General features: G+C 42.4%; 15 protein-coding genes. 7 read left to right on the top strand and 8 right to left on the bottom strand.

What is annotated here, in order from left to right:
• Positions 1-46: 46 nt before the first annotated feature.
• The 3 genes from MED217_RS12350 to MED217_RS12340 all read left to right on the top strand — a co-directional run bounded on the left by MED217_RS12350 (position 47) and on the right by MED217_RS12340 (position 2,148).
• Positions 47-1,090, top strand: coding sequence for a cytochrome-c peroxidase (locus tag MED217_RS12350; protein ID WP_050759329.1), 1,044 nt, complete (start codon positions 47-49; stop codon positions 1,088-1,090).
• A gap of 74 nt (positions 1,091-1,164) precedes the next feature.
• On the top strand, positions 1,165-1,527 hold the full coding sequence (locus tag MED217_RS12345) for a hypothetical protein (protein WP_009780859.1): 363 nt from the start codon (positions 1,165-1,167) through the stop codon (positions 1,525-1,527).
• 111 nt (positions 1,528-1,638) lie between these two features.
• Positions 1,639-2,148 carry a hypothetical protein gene (locus MED217_RS12340; RefSeq protein ID WP_009780858.1) on the top strand — a complete coding sequence of 170 codons (510 nt, stop codon included), beginning with the start codon at positions 1,639-1,641 and terminating at the stop codon, positions 2,146-2,148.
• Positions 2,149-2,224: 76 nt separating this feature from the next.
• On the opposite strand, the gene MED217_RS12335 is transcribed toward MED217_RS12340, so the two are convergent.
• Both MED217_RS12335 and MED217_RS12330 read right to left on the bottom strand, forming a co-directional pair.
• Positions 2,225-4,471: a S9 family peptidase gene (locus MED217_RS12335; protein ID WP_009780857.1), complete on the bottom strand. Its 2,247-nt coding sequence runs from the start codon at positions 4,469-4,471 to the stop codon at positions 2,225-2,227.
• Between the two features lie 3 nt (positions 4,472-4,474).
• A complete protein-coding gene (locus MED217_RS12330) occupies positions 4,475-5,866 on the bottom strand; it encodes an aminopeptidase P family protein (protein ID WP_009780856.1) in 1,392 nt (463 codons plus the stop codon).
• Positions 5,867-6,183: 317 nt separating this feature from the next.
• Between MED217_RS12330 and MED217_RS12325 the strand changes: the two genes are divergently transcribed.
• Positions 6,184-6,762 (top strand): hypothetical protein, encoded by a 579-nt coding sequence (locus MED217_RS12325; RefSeq protein ID WP_009780855.1) that lies wholly within the window; start codon positions 6,184-6,186, stop codon positions 6,760-6,762.
• 90 nt (positions 6,763-6,852) lie between these two features.
• Here the strand turns inward: MED217_RS12325 and MED217_RS12320 are convergent, their stop codons facing one another.
• The 5 genes from MED217_RS12320 to MED217_RS12300 all read right to left on the bottom strand — a co-directional run bounded on the left by MED217_RS12320 (position 6,853) and on the right by MED217_RS12300 (position 13,333).
• Positions 6,853-7,245, bottom strand: a complete 393-nt coding sequence (locus MED217_RS12320; protein ID WP_009780854.1) for an acyl-CoA thioesterase — start codon at positions 7,243-7,245, stop codon at positions 6,853-6,855.
• Positions 7,246-7,415: 170 nt separating this feature from the next.
• Positions 7,416-7,895, bottom strand: a complete 480-nt coding sequence (locus MED217_RS12315) for a hypothetical protein (RefSeq protein ID WP_009780853.1) — start codon at positions 7,893-7,895, stop codon at positions 7,416-7,418.
• Positions 7,896-7,917: 22 nt separating this feature from the next.
• The gene (locus MED217_RS12310; protein WP_009780852.1) at positions 7,918-10,941 is read right to left on the bottom strand and encodes an AAA family ATPase; all 3,024 of its coding nucleotides are present in this window, start codon (positions 10,939-10,941) and stop codon (positions 7,918-7,920) included.
• 1 nt (position 10,942) lies between these two features.
• Positions 10,943-12,160: an exonuclease SbcCD subunit D C-terminal domain-containing protein gene (locus MED217_RS12305; protein WP_009780851.1), complete on the bottom strand. Its 1,218-nt coding sequence runs from the start codon at positions 12,158-12,160 to the stop codon at positions 10,943-10,945.
• A gap of 108 nt (positions 12,161-12,268) precedes the next feature.
• A complete protein-coding gene (locus MED217_RS12300; RefSeq protein ID WP_009780850.1) occupies positions 12,269-13,333 on the bottom strand; it encodes a ligand-binding sensor domain-containing protein in 1,065 nt (354 codons plus the stop codon).
• Between the two features lie 192 nt (positions 13,334-13,525).
• On the opposite strand from MED217_RS12300, the gene MED217_RS12295 reads away from it, so the two are divergent.
• Positions 13,526-15,082: a M61 family metallopeptidase gene (locus MED217_RS12295; protein WP_009780849.1), complete on the top strand. Its 1,557-nt coding sequence runs from the start codon at positions 13,526-13,528 to the stop codon at positions 15,080-15,082.
• 36 nt (positions 15,083-15,118) lie between these two features.
• Here the strand turns inward: MED217_RS12295 and MED217_RS12290 are convergent, their stop codons facing one another.
• The gene (locus tag MED217_RS12290) at positions 15,119-16,303 is read right to left on the bottom strand and encodes a BamA/TamA family outer membrane protein (protein WP_230199266.1); all 1,185 of its coding nucleotides are present in this window, start codon (positions 16,301-16,303) and stop codon (positions 15,119-15,121) included.
• Positions 16,304-16,503: 200 nt separating this feature from the next.
• On the opposite strand from MED217_RS12290, the gene MED217_RS12285 reads away from it, so the two are divergent.
• The gene (locus MED217_RS12285; RefSeq protein ID WP_009780847.1) at positions 16,504-16,968 is read left to right on the top strand and encodes a (2Fe-2S)-binding protein; all 465 of its coding nucleotides are present in this window, start codon (positions 16,504-16,506) and stop codon (positions 16,966-16,968) included.
• 6 nt (positions 16,969-16,974) lie between these two features.
• The gene (locus MED217_RS12280; RefSeq protein ID WP_009780846.1) at positions 16,975-19,164 is read left to right on the top strand and encodes a xanthine dehydrogenase family protein molybdopterin-binding subunit; all 2,190 of its coding nucleotides are present in this window, start codon (positions 16,975-16,977) and stop codon (positions 19,162-19,164) included.
• Positions 19,165-19,263: the final 99 nt, after the last annotated feature.

The following is a 19,263-nucleotide window of genomic DNA, read 5'->3' as shown; positions in this document are numbered from 1 at the left end:
CTTGTTATTTTTACATTAATATTTTAACCCCATTACGCGCAGTTGGGTGGCGATACGCAAAGCTTCAGACTTGTGGGAACCGGTAACCAACAAACCTTATAATTTTGATGCTCCAACCTTCTTTGAAGAAGATTCTTTTAATGTAGAATACTTTCGAGCGATCACCAATCGCAATCCTTCTGAAGCAAAAATCGCTCTGGGAAAATGCCTCTTTTTCGACAAAAACTTTTCTAAAGGAAAAGATATGGCTTGTGTGACCTGCCACGATCCCAAACTGGCTTACACAGACGGGAAGGTGACCAATATGAATAATACCGGTTCGCCGTTAAAGCGCAATTCACCTACCCTGATCAATTCAGTTTTTCAACGGGCATTTTTTTGGGATGGCAGAGCGGAAACTTTACTTGCTCAAATTTCAGGCGTATTTACTAACAAAGAAGAATTCAACAGTACGGTACACGAATTTTCTGAAGAAGTCTTAACCGATTCGACCTATTTTGAAGCGTTTAAAGAAGTATTTGGTACGCGCAGAAGCTGGACCAACGAGGAGACCATCAAAGCACTTTCGGCATACATCAGTACACTTAATGGGTTCAGTTCGAAATTCGACAAGAATATGCGGGGTGAAGCAAACACCTTTACTCCAGAAGAACAACTGGGATTAAATCTGTTTATGGGAAAAGCGCTTTGTGCTACCTGTCATTTTATGCCGCTCACCAGTGGGACGGTTCCTCCTTTTTTTACTGATACCGAGAAGGAAGTGATCGGAGTTCCGGAAACTTCAGCCAATAAAAAACTCGATGATGATCTTGGTTTTTATTTTATGTACGAAGAGCCCATTCAATTAGGAATGTTCAAGACGCCGACTGTGCGCAACGCAGCACTTACCGCACCCTATATGCATAACGGTGCGTATCAAACTTTAGAAGAAGTTATTGATTTTTACAACAAAGGTGGCGGTGGCGGTCTTGGTTTTGATCTGCCACATCAAACGCTTCCTTTTGACAATCTTGAACTTACCGACGAAGAACAACAAGCGCTTGTTGCCTTTTTAAAAACCTTGACAGATATACCAGAGGAGTATAATTAGTTAAATAAAGCCTATAAAAATTTAAAAACTTTAGCAGCAACTTAACAGGTTGCTGCTTTACCTTTGTGCCTGAAATGAAAGCAATTATCTATTCATTATTTATGTTTTTGTTCTTGCTCTTAGGAGCAGGACAAACTTCGTATGGTTTTGATATAGATATGAGGTTGCCTCTAGACAGCTCAGAGCATACTGCAAGTGTTGAGCGCGCCAATGATAAAGCAGTTGCCGTAGAACAGCTCACGCTGACAGCGCCAGAAATCTCTGTTAATTCAGAGGAGTCTTATGCACTCTCCGGGCTTGATCTTTGGGCCGGCAATTCAACGTCTTCCACTGCGATAGCAGACGTTGTAGATCTCAACTATTTAAGCTTCAGTGCTTCGATCATACCATCGTTAAGCCGTTTGGATCTCATTTTTCCTTTTCACCTTTTTCCGTAAAGATTATACTACGTAGTTCAAATTCTGAAGTTTAGAAATCCATCTGATCTCTAAACACCCTGAAGATGCTTGCATCTCAACATTTTAAACAACAGTATATTCTTTTACATTATGAAATTAAATATGATCTTGGTTTTTGCCCTTGTGGTAGGAGCCGTAGCAATACCCTATATCTTTTTTGTTTTTTCGGCCTCCAATGCAAAAAAGCTGAGTAACTTTTTTAAGGCACAGGCTGCAAAACAAGGCTTGTCCTTTAATTTGAAAGAGCAGTGGAGCAACCGAATCATCGGGATCGATACTTCAAAAAACGTATTGCTCTACACCCAGTTTATACAGGGCGAATTCAAACATCAACAGCTTGACTTGAATGCAGTAGCCCGAGTACATATTCTTGAAGATCTGCAATCTAAACGCATTGAAGGAAAGCTTAGTTCTACCTTAGAAAACCTTGCTCTAGAACTTGTTCTAAAAGGAAATGAGGCTTCTATTATTCTTAATTTTTACGATTCGTTGCTTGATGCTTCACAAAATTTTGAAATGAAGCGCGCCAATAGCTGGAAAACCACAATTGAAGATCTATTAAAGCAAAATGAAAAGGCTACACACGTGCGTGCAGCCTAAAGTGTCTTTTACCCCTAAAAGACCAAAGCCTCAGTCTTGATAGACTGAGGCTTATTTTTTTGGAATATGCTCTAAATTACTTTCCGTTGTGCTCAAAAAGATAATTGGTGAGCAAGGTATATAAATGTCTGCGGGTATTCATTCCTTCGTAAATTCCGTGGGAGCGGTTAGGATACGACATCATCGTAAACTGCTTGTTTTGTTTGATGAGTTCGTTTACCAAATATTCCATATTCTGATAATGCACGTTATCGTCGCCGGTACCGTGAACCACCAGTAGATTGCCTTCTAAATTCTTAGCATAAGTTACCGGTGAACCTTTAATAAAATCTTCGCGGTTTTCCTGCGGAAGTCCCATATAACGCTCTTGATACACGTTGTCATAAAACAGCTGATTGGCCACTGCGGCTACCGCCATTCCGGTTTGATAAATTTCAGGATAGCGGAATAGTAAGTTCAACGTCATCGAGCCACCACCGCTCCAGCCCCAGACTGAAATGCGATCTTCATCAAGAAAACTCCATTTTTCCAATAAAGCTTTGGTTGCCATCGCCTGATCACGCGAATTGATCACACCCACTTTGCGATAAATAGATTTACGCCACGCACTACCTTTTAAAGAAGGTGTGCCGCGGTTATCCATATTGATGATCACAAAGCCTTGCTGGGCTAAAAAGATATCGTACAAGCCGATAAAATTGTCGGTGGCCATTTGTCCCCAAGGTTCGCCATATACGTGAAAAAGCACAGGATATTCCTGAGATTCATCAAAACCTACAGGTTTGGTGATTCTACCTTCAACTAGAACGCCATCTTCAGTCTCTACCTGAAAAAATTCGGTTTTAGGAAGCGCCAAGCTGCTTAGTTTTTCTTTTAAACCGGCATTGTCAACCAAGACTTTTATGGTTTTGTGATTGGGCAGACTTATCAACCGTACAGTCGTTGGCTCATCAACACTGGTATGCGAATGAATCGCATACTTACCGTTGGGAGCGATTTGATAGGTATTGATCCCTTCAAACTCTTCAGGCGTAAGGCGTTTGGGAGTGCCTTTTCCTTTTAACGAAGTCGAAAACAAATAACGCTGCGCAGGATCTTCCGGCGAAGCCGAAAAGAATACTTCCTTGTTTGTTGCGGTATAAAAAGCCGCCACATCGTAGTCACCCGGAGTTAATAGTTTACGCTCGCCGGTTTCTAAACTTACTTTGTAAATATGACGCCACGCATCATTTTCGGTCATTCTTAAAAACTCAGACTTATCTGGCGTTAGGAGCAAATCATTTTTACCCCATTGGTTGGCAGAAACATCGGGATAATCAAGATCTACCCAGGTTTCTTCGGTTTCGGTATATACTTCTTTTAGGGCTTTAGAAGAAGGTACATAGGTGTATATCTTCAGTGTGTTTTGCTTGCGGTTCAACTGCTGAATCAACAAAAGATCTTCATCAATCCACTGTAAAGCCGGTAAATAATGCTGTACAGGATCACCGGGAACCGGAATCCAAGTAGTCTCTTTGGTCTTAGTATTTACAATGCCCACTTTAGTCGAAGAAGGGTCGTAACCTACTTTTGGGTACTGCAACGGAATAGGCTTTGCATACACAGAATCGGTGGTGTTGATCATATAGAAGGTTCCGATTCCTGAAGCGTCCAGTTGCCAGTAGGCGATGTGTTTTCCGTCAGGATTCCATCTAAAACCATCACGCGCACCAAATTCTTCTTCATAAACCCAGTCAAAGGTTCCGTTGATGATATCGCCCGTTCCGTCTGTCGTAAGCTGGGTTACTTCGCCGGTTTTAAAGTTCTCTTCATAAAGATTGAAACCCGAAACATAAGCTACATGTTCATTAGAATCAGAAAACTTAGCAAACATCAACGAGGACGAAGGAAGCGCCGCGCCCAATTGCTTCAAAGCTTTGGTATCCAGATCATACACCCAATAGTCACCTTTGGTATTTGAGCGCCAAACCCGACTGGTGTTGGTGAAAATAAGCACCTTGCTTTCATCGTTAGAAAGACTGAAGTCGGCTATTTGTAGCGCTTGATCTTCACCCGATGGCGTAAGGGCTTCCGCGCTTAAAAAGATCTCTTGAGCATTTGATTTACTCTCATACTTGATGAGTTGGTCTTGGCCGTCTTCGGTTTGCTCGATGGTAACAAAGGCATCTCCATCATGGATCCAACTTATAGATCGTGCGCTTTCTCCGCGAAATTCAGAGGAATAAATGCGATCTAGTGTTAATTGAGAGGCGTCCTGTGCAATTGCTTTGCTATTTAGTGCAATAGTAAATAGGCAAAGCAGGCCTAGTTTTATAGCTTTCATAGGTTAGTTGTTTCTTAGTTTTTCGATGGCTTCAGGTGTTTTGGCAAGTGGTTCGCCCAATAGTTTGCTTCCGTCTTTAGTAATGACAAAATCCTCTTCGACGCGTATGCCGCCAAAAGATTTGAATTTTTCCACTTCGTCATAATTCACAAAGTCCATATACTTTTTCTGTGCTCTGCGCTCATCGATCAAGAATGGATTGAAATACAAGCCGGGTTCTACGGTAAGCACAAAATCCTCCTGTAGTTCTTTCCCTAGACGTAGTGACTTTAGTCCAAACTCAGTGCTTTTCTTCAGCTCAGGAGTATAGCCCACGTATTGTTCCCCCATATTTTCCATGTCGTGAATGTCTAAGCCCATCATATGACCTAAACCGCATTGAAAGAAAAGCGTGTGAGCACCTGCGGCAACTGCCTCGTCAGCGTCGCCTTTCATCAGGCCAAGATCGGTAAGACCTTCTACAAGTTTCTTGGAGGCCAACAAATGAATATCTTTAAAACGCGTGCCGGGTTTTAAGGCATCAATGGCGCTTTCGTGCGCATTAAGCACGATATTGTAAACGTCTTTTTGCAACGGACTGAACGTTTTTCCGGCAGGGAAGGTGCGGGTCATATCACCACCGTAGCCCATCGTATTATACGCGCCGCAATCGCAAAGCACCAGATCGCCTTCACTCAATACCGCGGTGGTTGCGTGATTGTGGAGATATTGGCCGTCTTTAGTCAAAATAATGGGGAAAGCGAGTCCGCCACCGCCGCTTACCGCGATACCGTTAAGTGTTCCTGCCATTTGCATTTCGGTCATTCCCGCTTTAGTATTGATGATCGCATACTCGTGCATTTTGCGGGTAATATTCACTGCTTCTTCAAGTTGTACCAATTCTTCAGCCGACTTGCGCTCGCGTTGTGTAACGATCGCTTGAATCAAGGCTACAGATTTTTTAGCTTCTACTTCTTGAATCGGAATATCTAAAAGTTCGCTGATCGCAATTTTTTGAGCCGAACGATAGGGTGGAAGGTAATGCACCTGTTGCCCTTTGGCTACTTGCGTTTTTAGATAAGAAGCTACCTGATCTAAAGGTTTTACAGTGCTGAAGCCTGACTTTTCAGCAAAGCTTTCTAATTTTTCAGCAGAACCGATCCAAACTTTTTCTTCCGGAGTAGCATTGTTTCCGAAGAGGATCTCTTCGCCGGTATCGATGTTGATCAGGAAATACAGATCAGGAATATGATCGATCCCCGTATAATATAAAAAGCTGCTATCCTGTTTAAAAGGATACCAGTTATCGGCATAATTCATCGAGCTTTCTCCATTGCCGGGAAAGAGGATGATGCCACTTTTAAGCGTTTGTTTTAGGGTATTTCGTCTATTGACGTAGGTGTTTTTAGGAAACATAAATTGAATTAATTTTTTAAAAGTCAAAGTTTGAAGCCCTGCAAAAAAGGCCGGTTTTGACGATTTGCTGCTAAATTATCGAAATGCAATTAGAAACAATTACCGGTAATTGCCCATTTGTATGCATTTGTTAGCAGTATTTCACGCTTTTTTTGAATTATCAGGTGAATTTTTAATCTGCCTTATGCTTATTTGCTTAAATCCTTTAACATTTAACCTTATCAAGGTTAATAACGTATCAATTGAGAAGCTTTTAACGGAGCTGCGGAAAGCTACCCTTTAAATTGCGTTCAGTTACTAACCAATAAATGATAACTATGAAAAGAATTATTTTACCAATAGGATTAGCATTAGCACTATTTACAAGCTGTGATATCAACAAAAAAGATTCAGCAGAATTGCCTGAAGTCGATGTTGATGTAGAAACTGAAGCAGGTGAGTTACCCGAATATGATATCGAATGGGCAGATGTAGACATCAGCACCAAAACAGAAACGGTAGAAGTGCCTAAAGTTGTGGTTGTGATGGAAGAAGAAGAGGTTGAAGTACCTACCATAGACGTAGATATGCCCGATGAGGAAAATGTTGAACAAAGCCTTGTCGTAGAAGCTGAAATCACCGATACCGAAAAAGATCTTGAAATTCAGGAAGTACGTGCTAGCAATAAGATGCTATATGTAATTGCCAATCTTGAGGATCTTGGAACCGATATCGAAGATCAAACCATGCGTATTCAAGATCAGGTAAACTTAAATGCTCCTGATATGAGTGTAAAATATATCATCGTAGGAGAGCGTCCAGACCGTGTATTCAATAATAAAGATGCATATTATAACACGATGAGCGACTTGCCACAAAAAATTCAAGAGGCTGATGTGATCTATTCAAGAAGCTAATTTATACTAAGAGATATAATACAGAAATAGTACAGAAAGAGACCACATTTGTGGTCTCTTTCTTGTTTCAGTTGTTTGCCATTTATAAATCTATTTATCCTCCAAACGGTCTTTTACGTATTCTACTTTTGTTTTTCCGTGGGGTTTGGCGTTTCCGTTTTCATCTAAGCCTACCATCACGATCTTATCGATGGTGATGATGGTCTCGCGCGTCATTTTGTTACGTACCTCACATTTTAAGGTCAGGGAAGCGGTACCAAATTTTACCGGTTCGATACCAATTTCGACAATATCCCCTTCGCGAGCACTAGATTTAAAATCTATTTCACTGATATATTTAGTAACCGTTCGCGGATTCTCTAATTGTATGATGGCGTAAAGCGCCGCCTCTTCGTCGATCCATTCTAAAAGTCGGCCTCCAAAGAGCGAACGATTGGGATTAAGATCTTGCGGTTTGATCCATTTTCGGGTATGAAAATTCATAGTTTTTTCTCTTAAAATTCTAACGTAAAGTTAGGATTTATCAAGGCTTAAAAGAGCTTCATACGGAAGCTTTAGCCTATGCTATGATAACCAATTTATATAGGATTATACGATTTTCAAACTGCTATAACCCTGCCCATTTTGCGTAAGATTAATTAGTTAGATGTAGATTAAGAATCTGGTAAATAAGTAGTCTCTATTTTGTATATTTCATTCAATAGAATTTCTGTTGAAGTTTCTAAAACCGTCTCAATTGTTGTTTTCTCATTAGTTAGTCGAAGAGTTCCTGATCCATTTATTGTTTCACTATAAACAATTTCTGCTTCTAAACCTTCAATCTCAATTTCCTGTCGAGCATCCCTGAAGTATTTATAATCTGCCAAGTATATAATTTTATTTTTTTGAAGATAAAGAGTTTCTTTTCCAAAAGAATTCCATAAATAGCTGCGTAGCATCATAAATCCTAGTCCCCAAAAAAGAAAGAAGATAAAAAACACACCTATATGCAGACCTTTACGATTGAGAATTACCACGCTCAAAGCAACTATCGGAATAAGCGCGCAGACTAGCACTAATAATCCTAGAAAGAACCTTATTATTAATGGGGTTTGCTTGTGATGAAATGTTATAATATCTAATTGCTCATTCATATTTATCGTATTAAAAGATTGATCAAACCACCTTTAAACTGCTATAACCCTGCCCGTTTTGTGTAAGTTGAATTTGCGTTGCAATACGCTCTTTTAAACTGTCTACGTGACTGATCACGCCGATCATTTTTGAGGATTCGGCTTGCAAAACTTCAAGTGTATCTAGTGTTTGGTCAAGGGTTTCGGGGTCGAGGGTACCAAAACCTTCATCAATAAATAAGCTGTTGATCTCGATATTGCGGGATGCTAGATCAGATAGTGCTAAGGCCAGTGCCAGACTTAGAATAAAAGTCTCACCACCGCTCAGCGTTTTGATCGAGCGGCGTTGCCCGCCCATATGCTCATCAATCGCAACCAGACTGTCATCTTCATCCTCAGCCGGTTGGTCTATTTGATAACGGTCGGTAAGGCGCATTAGACGTTTGTTAGCCAGTTGCAGCAGTTGTTGCAGCGTTAAATCCTGGGCAAAATTGTTGAATTTATCTCCTTTTGAATCTCCGATTAGATCAAACAACACTTGCCAATGCTTAGACGATTCTAATTCTTGATCGATCTGTTTTTGAAGTTTTCTAATCTGCTCCAGATTGTCCTTGTGATTTAATAGTTGGCGAGATAAAACGGAAGCTGAATGTTCATTTTGTTGATGCGCTTCTGTTTGTTTCTGATGTTCCTCTTGAAGCGCTTCAAGCGGTGTTTCGCCCACGGTATCTTTTAAGATTTGAATTTCTTCAATGAGCTTATTGCGCAGGGTTTTTAGACGTAAAGCATCTTGTTTGATCTGTTCTAGTTCGTGCTTCCAGGTTTGAGCCGTTGCAGCATTCAAGCGCATTTGCAATGCATCTTCAATAGCATCATAGCCTTTCTCTTTCAATTGATCTAGCAGGCTAACCGTGAGACTTTCTAATTTTTTTGCAAGATCACGTTCTGCTTCTTTAGCTGCATTGAGCAGCTGTTCTTGCTGCTTTGCTGTTTGCTCGTTACGATTCCAGGAGGTTTCCAACTGACTGACGTCTTGCTCAAAATCTTTACCAGAATACACTGCGGAAATGGACGCTGCTATTTTTTTGCCTTTGGCCAAGAGCGCTTTTAAATCGCTTGTTTGCTGCTCAATTTGCCCAAGTGTTTTGATGTTTTGCTGAAGTTTTTCAGCGGAATTTAATTCCTGTTCTTGCTGTTCCAGTTGGAGCTCCAATTCGTTAAACGTGGCGTTACCTTTGGTTTGCATCAGGTTTTTAAATTGGGCATCAAAAGTGGTTTGCTGAGCACTCAGTTCTTCATCGAGAACTTTTATACGCTGTTCGAGCTGTTGTGTTTGTTGCGTTAATTGCTGAAGCGAACTTTCTTTAGTCGCGAGTTCTTTGTTCAGCGTTTTTAATTCGTGTTCTAATTGAAGCACCGCAGCTTTGAGTCCGTTTTCTTCTTGCGGAATATGGGCTGCGAAAGGATGATCAAGGGAACCACAAAGCGGACAAGGTTCATTATTTTGTAGGTCTTTGCGGTAATCCTCAAGTTGTTTTTGTAGCTGCGCTACTTCCAGAGTTTTTTGCTTAGCGGTGTGCTGAGCTTCTTTTAGCTCGATCTGCTGTTTCAGCTGTTTGATCTCTTCCGGTAGAGGGGCTTGTTGCTTTTGCAGAGCAACGTGTTCTTTGCTGCGTTCTTTGCGTTGGGTTTCTAAAGTGCTTAAAGCCGTATGCGCTTTTTCAGCTGCGCGGATGTTTTTCAGCTTAGATTGAATTGCTGCCAGACGTTCTGCTACCGAAGCATTTTTGAGGTCAAAGCGGTTCTCTAAATCTGCATATGCAGATTTAGTCTTCGTAAATTTCTCCTGTAAAGCAGTTTCAAAACCCTTGAGATCTTTTAGGTCTAAACGTAAATCGAACTCCCTAGCTGCCGTTTGCAACGGATTTTTACTGGTTTCGAAAGCGGTGCGCAAGGCATTGCGCTCATCGATCAAGGCACGGACTTCCGCTTTATAACGTTCCATTTTTTCCGGAAAATCAGTTGGCGTGACCGTAAGTTTGAATTGCTCGCTAAGTTGTTGCGTTAAGCGCTCTCGTCGGGTTTTTGCAGCTTCTAAAGCTTCCGTAGCCCTAGTGATTTCGGTTTGCTTTTCTTTTTGCTTTTCCTGCAAACTTTGCCAATGATTGAGTTCTTCTGCAAAAAGTTGAATTGCTTCGTGATGCTTCAGTGCATCTCCTTTTTCTTTTTCGAAGTTTTCCTGAAGCGAGACCACTTCGCTTAATTCTTTCTGTGTTTTTTGCAGTTCGCCTTCTTCGACTTGCAGTTTCTTTTTAAGCTCGATCTCTTTGGTAAATTGTTCGATCGATTGCTTTAATTCCTTTTGCCTCTCGGCTAAAGTTTCAGCTTCTTTTTGCTTTGCTGCGAACGAATCTTCTTCCAACAATTGCTCCCTGAAAGTCTCAATTTTAGCGCGTTTAGCATCAATTTCCTTAGCACGCTCTTTATTCCGAAGAAACACTTCTATCCCAATTCTGCGATAGATATCAGTGCCCGTGATCTTCTCAAGAAGCGCGCCACGTTCCTTTTTGGGCACTTGTAAAAATTTAGCAAACTCGCCCTGCGCCAATACAACAGACTTGATAAACTGATCATAATTCAAACCGATCAGCTCCTCATTTTTTCCCGGCACATCCGACTTTTTTAAATCGAGAATTTCGTTGCTTACTGTGTTTATGAGCTCCATATGATAATCGCGCAGATTACCATTTCGGTTGGTCGAAATTTCCCAGCGCGAGGTAAAAATCCCTTGATTGCATTGATAGGTAATTTGCGCATTTGCGTCTTCCTGATTGCGGGTAAGAATAGCTCCTTTTTTGAGCACCTCGTTCGTACTCATCTTCCCTAAACGTGGCACGTGATTGAATAACGCCAGGGAGATCACATCAAGAATCGTGGTTTTTCCGCTACCGGTTGGGCCTGTGATCGCAAAAAGACTGTTTTGCAAAAAGGGTTCTTGGGTAAAGTCGATCTCGTACTCTCCGCGTAGCGAATTGATGTTTTTAAAAGCAATTTTTAATATCTTCATGTTAAGCGGGATCTGCGGTATTGAGGTGTTCTACAAGTTCTTGAAACGCTAAAGTTACTTGCGTCTTGGTTTCTTCATCATACGAGTTTTGCTCGAGCATTTTGGTAAATACTTCCAGCGGTTTTAGGTCTTCCAAATGTTGCTGGGCGTCAAACAATTTTCCGGTTGCTTTTAGTCGGTTTTTAAAGGTCGCGCGATGCTTGACGATCTCGAGTCCCGGAGTGTCAAATTCGGTAACCAGCGTGTCGAGTTGTGCAATACGATGGGCATCAAAGTTCTCTTCGATCAACTCCACTTCGATGAGGTTGGTGAGTTCACCTTCAGGAGTCAGCGTTTGCAATTTGCTTTGTATACGTTCCAGATCGCCGCTCACTTTGTTCAGCTTTCTAAACGTAGGAATCGCAACACTTTTAGGTTCAAAACCCGTTGAAGTATTTAAGATCAACACCCGTTTTTCATCGGTACGCTCGCTGAAGGAAAGTGGTAAAGGTGAACCACTATAAAAAGCGGGAATTGCTGCGCTTACGCGTTGGGGTTTATGAATATGCCCCAGCGCTACATAGCTAAAATACTCCCCAAACTGACTCGCCTGAAAAGCAGCCTGATTACCGATCTGTATGTCGCGTTCACTCTCTGAAGGCTCAATGCCTGCTGCATACAAATGCCCCATAGCGATCACCGGTAGTCCGGGGAATTTTTGCTTGCAAGTTTCTGCCGCTTGCGTAAAGACGGCTTCAATTCCTTTTCTAATGGCTTCAATGCGGTTTTCATAGGTAACGCCAGATTCTGCCGCACGAATATCTCCATCCCGTAAAAACGGAATTGCAGCAACGACAAGCTTGTCATTATCCTGTTTTCCTTGAACGGGAATCAAGCAGTCTTCCAGATTTTCCGGCATTCCGCCAAGGATATGTACATTTAATGCTTCGAGTATTTCGCGAGGCGCATCGAGCATCGACGGTGAATCGTGATTTCCACCGGTAATGATGAGTTTACAATTGAGATTGCTCAACTGTTTTAAAGCTTTGTAGTATTGTTTGCGTGCTTCAGCAGAAGGATTAGCGAGGTCAAAAACATCTCCGGAAACCAAAACGAGTTCGATGTTTTCCTCTTGAATAATTGCAATCAGCCAAGAGATAAAGCGTTCAAAATCGGTGTATAAATAGTGTTTGTGCAGCTTTTTGCCAATATGCCAGTCGGCCGTATGCAAGATTTTCATGGGCTTAGATTTAATCGCGTAGGAGGAAGCGTGAAGTTACGAAAATTGAGAGGTAAAAGGGATTGTAACTTTTGAGTAATTCTAAGGGTTCATGAAAAGGAAGCTTTTTCAAAACACCTTATCAAAACGCATCCCGTTAAAGGCATAAACTTCACCATTGTATAACCCAAAAAGAAGTCGGTTTGTAGTGTCTTTGTAAATGCTCCAGATCATTATGGAATCTAGAGTATTGTTTATGGAATGATGTTTTACTGATTTTCCATCATAACTCCAGGCGCCGGTGTCCCGATCTCCAAACCAAATGTTTCCGTGAGCATCTTCAGCAATTGAAAAAACGTGCTCTAAAGTACCGGCTGGAGAATGTGCCCCTCTTCTGGAACTTTCGGGATGTATGAGTCCGTTTTCTTCTGAAAAATTGATAACAGTGTCTCCATCGATCAATAAAACGCCAATCCCGTTATTGCCTACCCAAATACGCCCTTTAGAGTCGGCAAACACGCTTCTTATATGAATGTAATCTTCAGGAAGTAGTGCCTTTTTGATCTTCTCAACCGGTAGTAGGTTTTGCCCATCAAAGACGAATAATCCGGCATAGGTACCAAACCAGACCTGGCCTTGGTTGTCTTTTGAAATCCCGGTAATTGCATAAGAATTTTCAAGATCGTCAGAAATTGGTTTAGGAAAGGGTACGTAATTCAGCTGTTGCCCATCCCACCAGTTAACGCCCGGCAGATTCCCGGCATTAAACCATAGGTTTTTTGAAGAAGCTTTAGCAACAGGTTCTGGAAAACCTGTTTCGGTAGTGTAATTTGTAAAGTGTGTACCGTTGAATTTACTTACGCCGTCTGCGGTGCCCAGCCAGATATTGCCTTGCGCATCTTCCTGAATGCTGCGGATTTGATTCTCGGCCAAACCATTTGCCGTGGTAAAGTAGCTAAAGCGCGTACCGTTATAAACTACCAAGCCTTCGTTGTGACTTCCTAGCCAATAATTCCCATTTGAATCCTGAAAGATCGCACGAACTCCTGAGGTGAATTTCAACGTATCAGATGTCAGTGGTTGTATCAATTCAGTAAGAGCAGCTGCGTCTGTTTTTTTTGTTTTCTTTTGGGTGCAGGAAGTACTCGTAAAAGCAATACACAGCATAGGGAGTAGGAAGATAAAGGCTTTCATATGGTTTGATTGACGCTCTAAATATAGTCTTTAAATGTTTAAAAATAAGTAAACTAAGCGTGGTGGATGTTTTGAATAAATGGGGTGAAGCGGTTAATATCGTATCAGCACTTGCGAATAATAGACCGTAAGGAGTTCGCGTTTTTCAATCTGCAATCTGTAATTTTCCTAAGGATATAAAAATTGAATATTATGGTTTGCAGAGCATATGCTTTACTTGTATTGTTTTTGTTTGCAGAAACTCTTTTTGCGCAGAAGGGCGATCCACAAATGCAGTATCAACTATCCTTTCCTCAGGCGGAAGCGCATTATGTTGCAGTGGAGTTGCATCTGGACCAGCAGGATACTACCGAAACCACACTCGTTTTGCCGGTTTGGACTCCGGGATATTATATGATTCTCGATAACCCTGCGCATATTATTGATTTTGAGGTGCAAGCTTCTGAAGGTGTTGCGATAGCCTGGAAGAAAACTTCTAAAAACAAATGGACGATCACACATCCTAAAAATACCGAATTAGAGGTAACCTACAGGGTTTATGCTAATCGTACTTCGGTAGCAGAATCTAATGTGAAGGATAGTCGGGCTTTTCTCGCGAACACCGATATATTTATGTTTCCTGAAGGGCGAAAGGAAGCACCCATTTTGGTAAGCTTTCAACTTCCTGAAGCTTGGGAAAACATCGCTACGGGACTCGAAAAAGTAAACCAAAATACCTTTTACGCCGTATCGGCAGATGTGCTTTATGACAGTCCGTTTTACCTCGGAAATCAAAAAATGATCGCGTTTCAGCAATTGGGCAAAGACTTTAGTCTGACCATTGCAACTCCCAAAGGTTTGAATGAGCAACAGTTTGTGGGTGATTTGCGAAAGATCATTTTACGCACAACCTATTTGATGCAGCACATTCCTTTTGAGGAATATGCGTTTATTATGATGGAACCCGGCGGCGGCGGACTCGAGCATGCCAATTCGCAAGCGGTATTTACCTACGGAAGTTTTGATTTTAAAACCGATGCCGATTATAAGGCGTTTCTCAATTTTATCACCCACGAGTATTTTCATCTATATAATGTAAAAGCTTTGCGACCTATTGAATTAGGACCTTTTGATTACAGCAAAGAAAATTACACAACGATGCTTTGGGTGGCTGAAGGCTTTACCGTGTATTACGAATATCTCATTATGCGCGATGCAGGATTGATCAGTGAAGCCGAGCTACTGAAGTATTTAAGCAGCCATTTTAAGGCGATCGAAAATAAGGAGGGAAAAGAACATATGTCTTTAGAACGCTCCAGTTATGATGTGTGGAATCACTTCTTGAATACTGACGCCATTACCGATGCCACTACGATCTCCTATTATCATAAAGGCCCAATGCTCGGACTTTTGCTTGATCTTGCCATTCGTCACGAGAGTGCAAATGAAAAGTCTCTAGACGATGTGATGCGCGAAATGTATACTACTTACTATCGGGAACAACAACGCGGTTATACCGAAGAAGAATTTTGGGATACGGTAGCGCAAATGGCAGGTAAGCCGCTAACTGAATTGCGTCATTATGTAGAAACAACCGAAACACCGGATTATGAGAAGTATTTAAGCTACGGGGCATTGTCCTTAGATCTAAGCCTAAACGATGATCCTGAAACAGAACGTGCGGAACGTGCTTATGAATTGCAGCGCAAAGCCCCCGAAAATAAACTGCAAGAAGAAATCCGTAAGGCGCTTTTTAGATATCGCCTCTAGCCCAAATTCAAGGTTTTAATGCAATGAAATGACGTCCTAAAAGGCTTCACCTATGCTTAGGTAAAAATTACTTCCGTCTCTGGTAAAGGCATAATCAAAGCGAATAAAAATATCTTTTTCTCTAAAGATCAAGAAACGGGCACCGGCACCGGCAGACCATTTGATCTTGTTCATCTCCAGTTCGTTCCAATCGTCAAAAACTTCGCCTACACCGGTAAAAACAGTCGCTCCTAAACGGTCTGTAAAACCGAGTTTAAGCGGTAGAAAACGGTATTCTATTTGTGCAGCGATCTGATTGCGGTCTCTAAACCTTCCACTAAAATAACCGCGCATAATACTTTCTCCACCTAAGTACGAAAGTTGGTTAAATGGAACATCACCACCAAAGCTAAACTGACCAATAACCTGAGCCGCCAGCACATCCCGTTTACCTATAGGCGTAAAAAAACGATTGTCTGTCGTGATGGTTTGATATTCTACATCGCTTTTCCAGAATGGGTTGTAATTGAGGTAAGCCAATTCGCTAAAAAAAGCATTCCGCTCATTCAATACATTGTGACGGGCGTCGTAAACCAGACCGGCACCCATACCAAAGCTGGTCGTTCCTTCGGCACCAAAGGGAAGCTCAATGTCCAGAGCTTCATCGCTGTCTTCGGGAGCTTCAAAAGAAACGTTAGACAGACTTCTAAAGTCGGTCTCGAGACCTACATAAAAGTTTTTTACCACCTTGCGTAATACCCGTTCTTTAATCTGAATTTGCGTCGCATCTACTAATGCGATATTGTCTTTAGGAACATCATTGCCTATCCCGTAATATTTTAGCGGAAAGCGTTCTGCATCAAGATCACCTAAGAAAAACCATTTGTCCTGATCAGAATAGACAGCGTGATTGATGCGTATTCCATACTGCCCGTTGAAGGTAAAAAATGCATAGGTGTTGATCTCACTAAGACGGTTGTTGATATCCTCATTGGCATAAAACACAAAGAGTGGCGCCACGGCAAATTCCAGACCCGTTTCAGGTCGTATACCTAACACCGGATAGATCAGGAATTGTGGTTTTTCCTTAGATACGGTATCATTAAACACCCTGTTGAGGTAGCGGGAAATAAACCCTTTCTTGGGAGTTTCATTGGGAATTGTGGTCTCCTGTGCTTGCAGTTGTAACCCCATAAGCAAAAGACCCAGTGTACATAAAAGAAGACGTAATGTTCTCGGCATTGTCAATTTTCAGGTAAAAGTAGCCTTTTAGTCACGGAACGAATCAGCTCAAATTGTAAGGAAATGCTAATTTTTAAGCGGAGGCAATCCCGCATTTGGTTTGAAAAGTGTAAGGAGTGATCGTTAAAATTAGTTAACTTTAGAGCAGTGCGTTTTGCTATAACGCTTAAAAACAGACGTTTCATTAAAATCATAATGCTATGCCACAGTATAGTTTGTACATTAACGAGAAAGAACATCAGGTTGATGTTGCTGCAGATACCCCGGTGCTTTGGGTCTTGCGGGATCATCTAAATATGGTAGGAACCAAATATGGCTGTGGTATAGGCCAGTGTGGTGCGTGTACCATTCACCTTAACGGTAATGCCGTACGCTCGTGTTCGCTCCCTGTGAGCGCCATCGCAAACGCTTCGATGAAGATCACCACGATAGAAGGACTTTCCGAAAGCGGTGAGCATCCTGTGCAGCAGGCCTGGATCGAAGTTGATGTGCCGCAATGCGGGTACTGCCAGGCAGGACAAATTATGAGCGCAGCAGCCTTGCTCAATCGCAATGCGAATCCTTCTGAAGACGAGATCAAAAACGCGATGAGCGGTAATCTCTGCCGATGCGGAACCTATACACGAATCAATAAAGCTGTCGCACTGGCAGCAACAAAAAAATAATCGATTATGGCACTTATCAAGACAAAACACAACCGTAGATCGTTTTTAAAAGTTTCTGCAGCCGGGGGCGCAGGACTGATGTTGCAGTTCAGTTGGTTTTCAGGTTTGGCACAAGATTCGACTACTCCGGCTGAGGCTGCCTTTGACCTCAATGCTTACATCAAAATGAATGAAGACGGGACGGTGACTATTTTTTCGCCCAATCCTGAGATCGGTCAAAATGTGAAAACCTCGATGCCGCTTATTGTAGCCGAGGAGTTGGACGTGGCCTGGGATCAGGTTAGCGTAGAACAAGCGCCTCTGGATACTAAAAAATTTAGTCGTCAAATCGCCGGTGGAAGTCAGTCTATTCGCGTCGGTTGGAACGGATTGCGTATGGCCGGGGCTACCGCGCGGTACCTTTTTGTGAGCGCCGCTGCAAACCTGTGGAATATTCCTGCAGAAGATCTGGTGACCGAGGCGGGTATGGTAAAGCACTTGCCTACCAATAAAAGCATCGCGTATAAAGATTTGATCAGTGATGCCATCAGTATCGAACTTCCTGAAGAAGTGAAGCTGAAAGAACCTAAAGACTTTAAACTTATTGGGACCGCGGTTAAAAACGTAGACGGTTTTAAGATCGCTACGGGAAAACCTTTGTTCGGTTTAGATTATATGGAAGACGGCGCCGCCATTGTGATGCTCATCCACGCGCCTGCTTTTGGAATGCAACTAAAAAGTTTTGATGCTGCCGAAGCGAAAGCGATGCCGGGGATCAAAGACATTTTTACAATAAATACTTCATTAGAAAAACCCAGTTGGGCAGATGTGAATGCATTTAACGAACTCATCGTAGTCGTGGGTGACAGCACCTGGCAGGTGATGCAGGCTAAAAAAGCGGTAAAAGCCGAATGGGAACGCGTATCTGCTGCTGAAAGTTCTGCAGCACATTTGGAGCAATTTGCTTCTGTGTTTGAAGGAAAGGGAGAAGTAGCCCGTCAAGATGGAGATCCTGATGCAGCTTTTGCCAATGCCGATACCGTGATCGAACGCACGTATTTTGGTTCATTTTTGGCACACAACACACTTGAGCCGATGAACTTTTTTGCAGATGTTAAAGCAGATTCAGCGCGCTTGATCGGTCCTATTCAAACGCCGGAAGCTTTACGCGGTTCAGCTGCTGCAATGCTTAACATTCCTGAAGACAACATTCACGTAGATATGACCCGTATGGGAGGTGGATTTGGTCGCAGATTGTACGGGAACTTCGGTCTTGAGGCTGCAGCTATTTCGCAGAAACTAGGAGCTCCGGTAAAACTCATTTACACCCGGGAAGATGATATGACTCAGGGAACCTATCGTCCTTCGTATACTTTAAAATATAAAGCCGCACTGGATGCCGATAAAAACCTGACCGCTTTTGAAGTGCAGGGGAGCGGTATTCCGTCAAGTCCGGTGTTTGCCAATCGCTATCCGGCGGGTACCTTAGCCAATTATCGCGCAGAGAACTTTGGTATTGATACCAATATTTCAACAGGAGCCTGGCGTGCGCCGCGTTCTAATTTTACCGCTGGAGCAGAGCAATCCTTTATCGATGAGGTTGCTGAAGCAGCAGGTAAAGATCCTATTGATTTTAGATTGGAGCTTTTTGATAACGCGATCGCCAATCCCGTTGGAGAGCGCAATGATTATGATGCCGAGCGTTATGCCGGAGTTTTAAAACTCGTGCGTGAGAAGAGTAATTGGGGCGCAGAACTAGACGGAGTTTACCGCGGTGTTTCGGCCTACTACTGCCACAATTCGTATGTAGCACAGGTGATCGACCTCGTGATGGATGATCGTGGAAATCCACAGGTAAAAAAGGTATGGTGTGCTGTTGATTGCGGGATTGTGATCAATAAAGAAGGCGCATTAAATCAAATTGAAGGCGGAATCATAGATGGTCTAGGTCACGTGATGTACAGTCAGTTAACCTTTAAAGACGGGGCGCCGGAGCAACAGAACTTTGACCGCTACCGCTTGATCAGAAACAACGAAGCTCCGCTGGAGATCGAAGTGTTCTTTGCAGAGAACCAGATCGCACCCACAGGGTTGGGCGAACCCGGTTTGCCTCCGGTTGCAGGAGCTCTGGCGAGTGCTTTGTATAAAGCTACAAGCAAGCGTTACTACCGCCAGCCATATATGATCCTGGAGCAGGAAACGCAGATCTTAGGTTGATGGTTTTATTCCATAATTTTAAAAAGCTACTTCTTACCGGAGGTAGCTTTTTATGTTTTACGACTTTTGTATAGGGAGATTCAGAAGGCTTATGGCTAT

The sequence above is a fragment of the Leeuwenhoekiella blandensis MED217 genome (assembly GCF_000152985.1).
In the GTDB taxonomy this organism is placed as follows: Bacteria; Bacteroidota; Bacteroidia; order Flavobacteriales; family Flavobacteriaceae; genus Leeuwenhoekiella; species Leeuwenhoekiella blandensis.
Note: the sequence above shows the minus strand (reverse complement) of the source record. Positions and strands in the feature narration are given on the sequence as shown.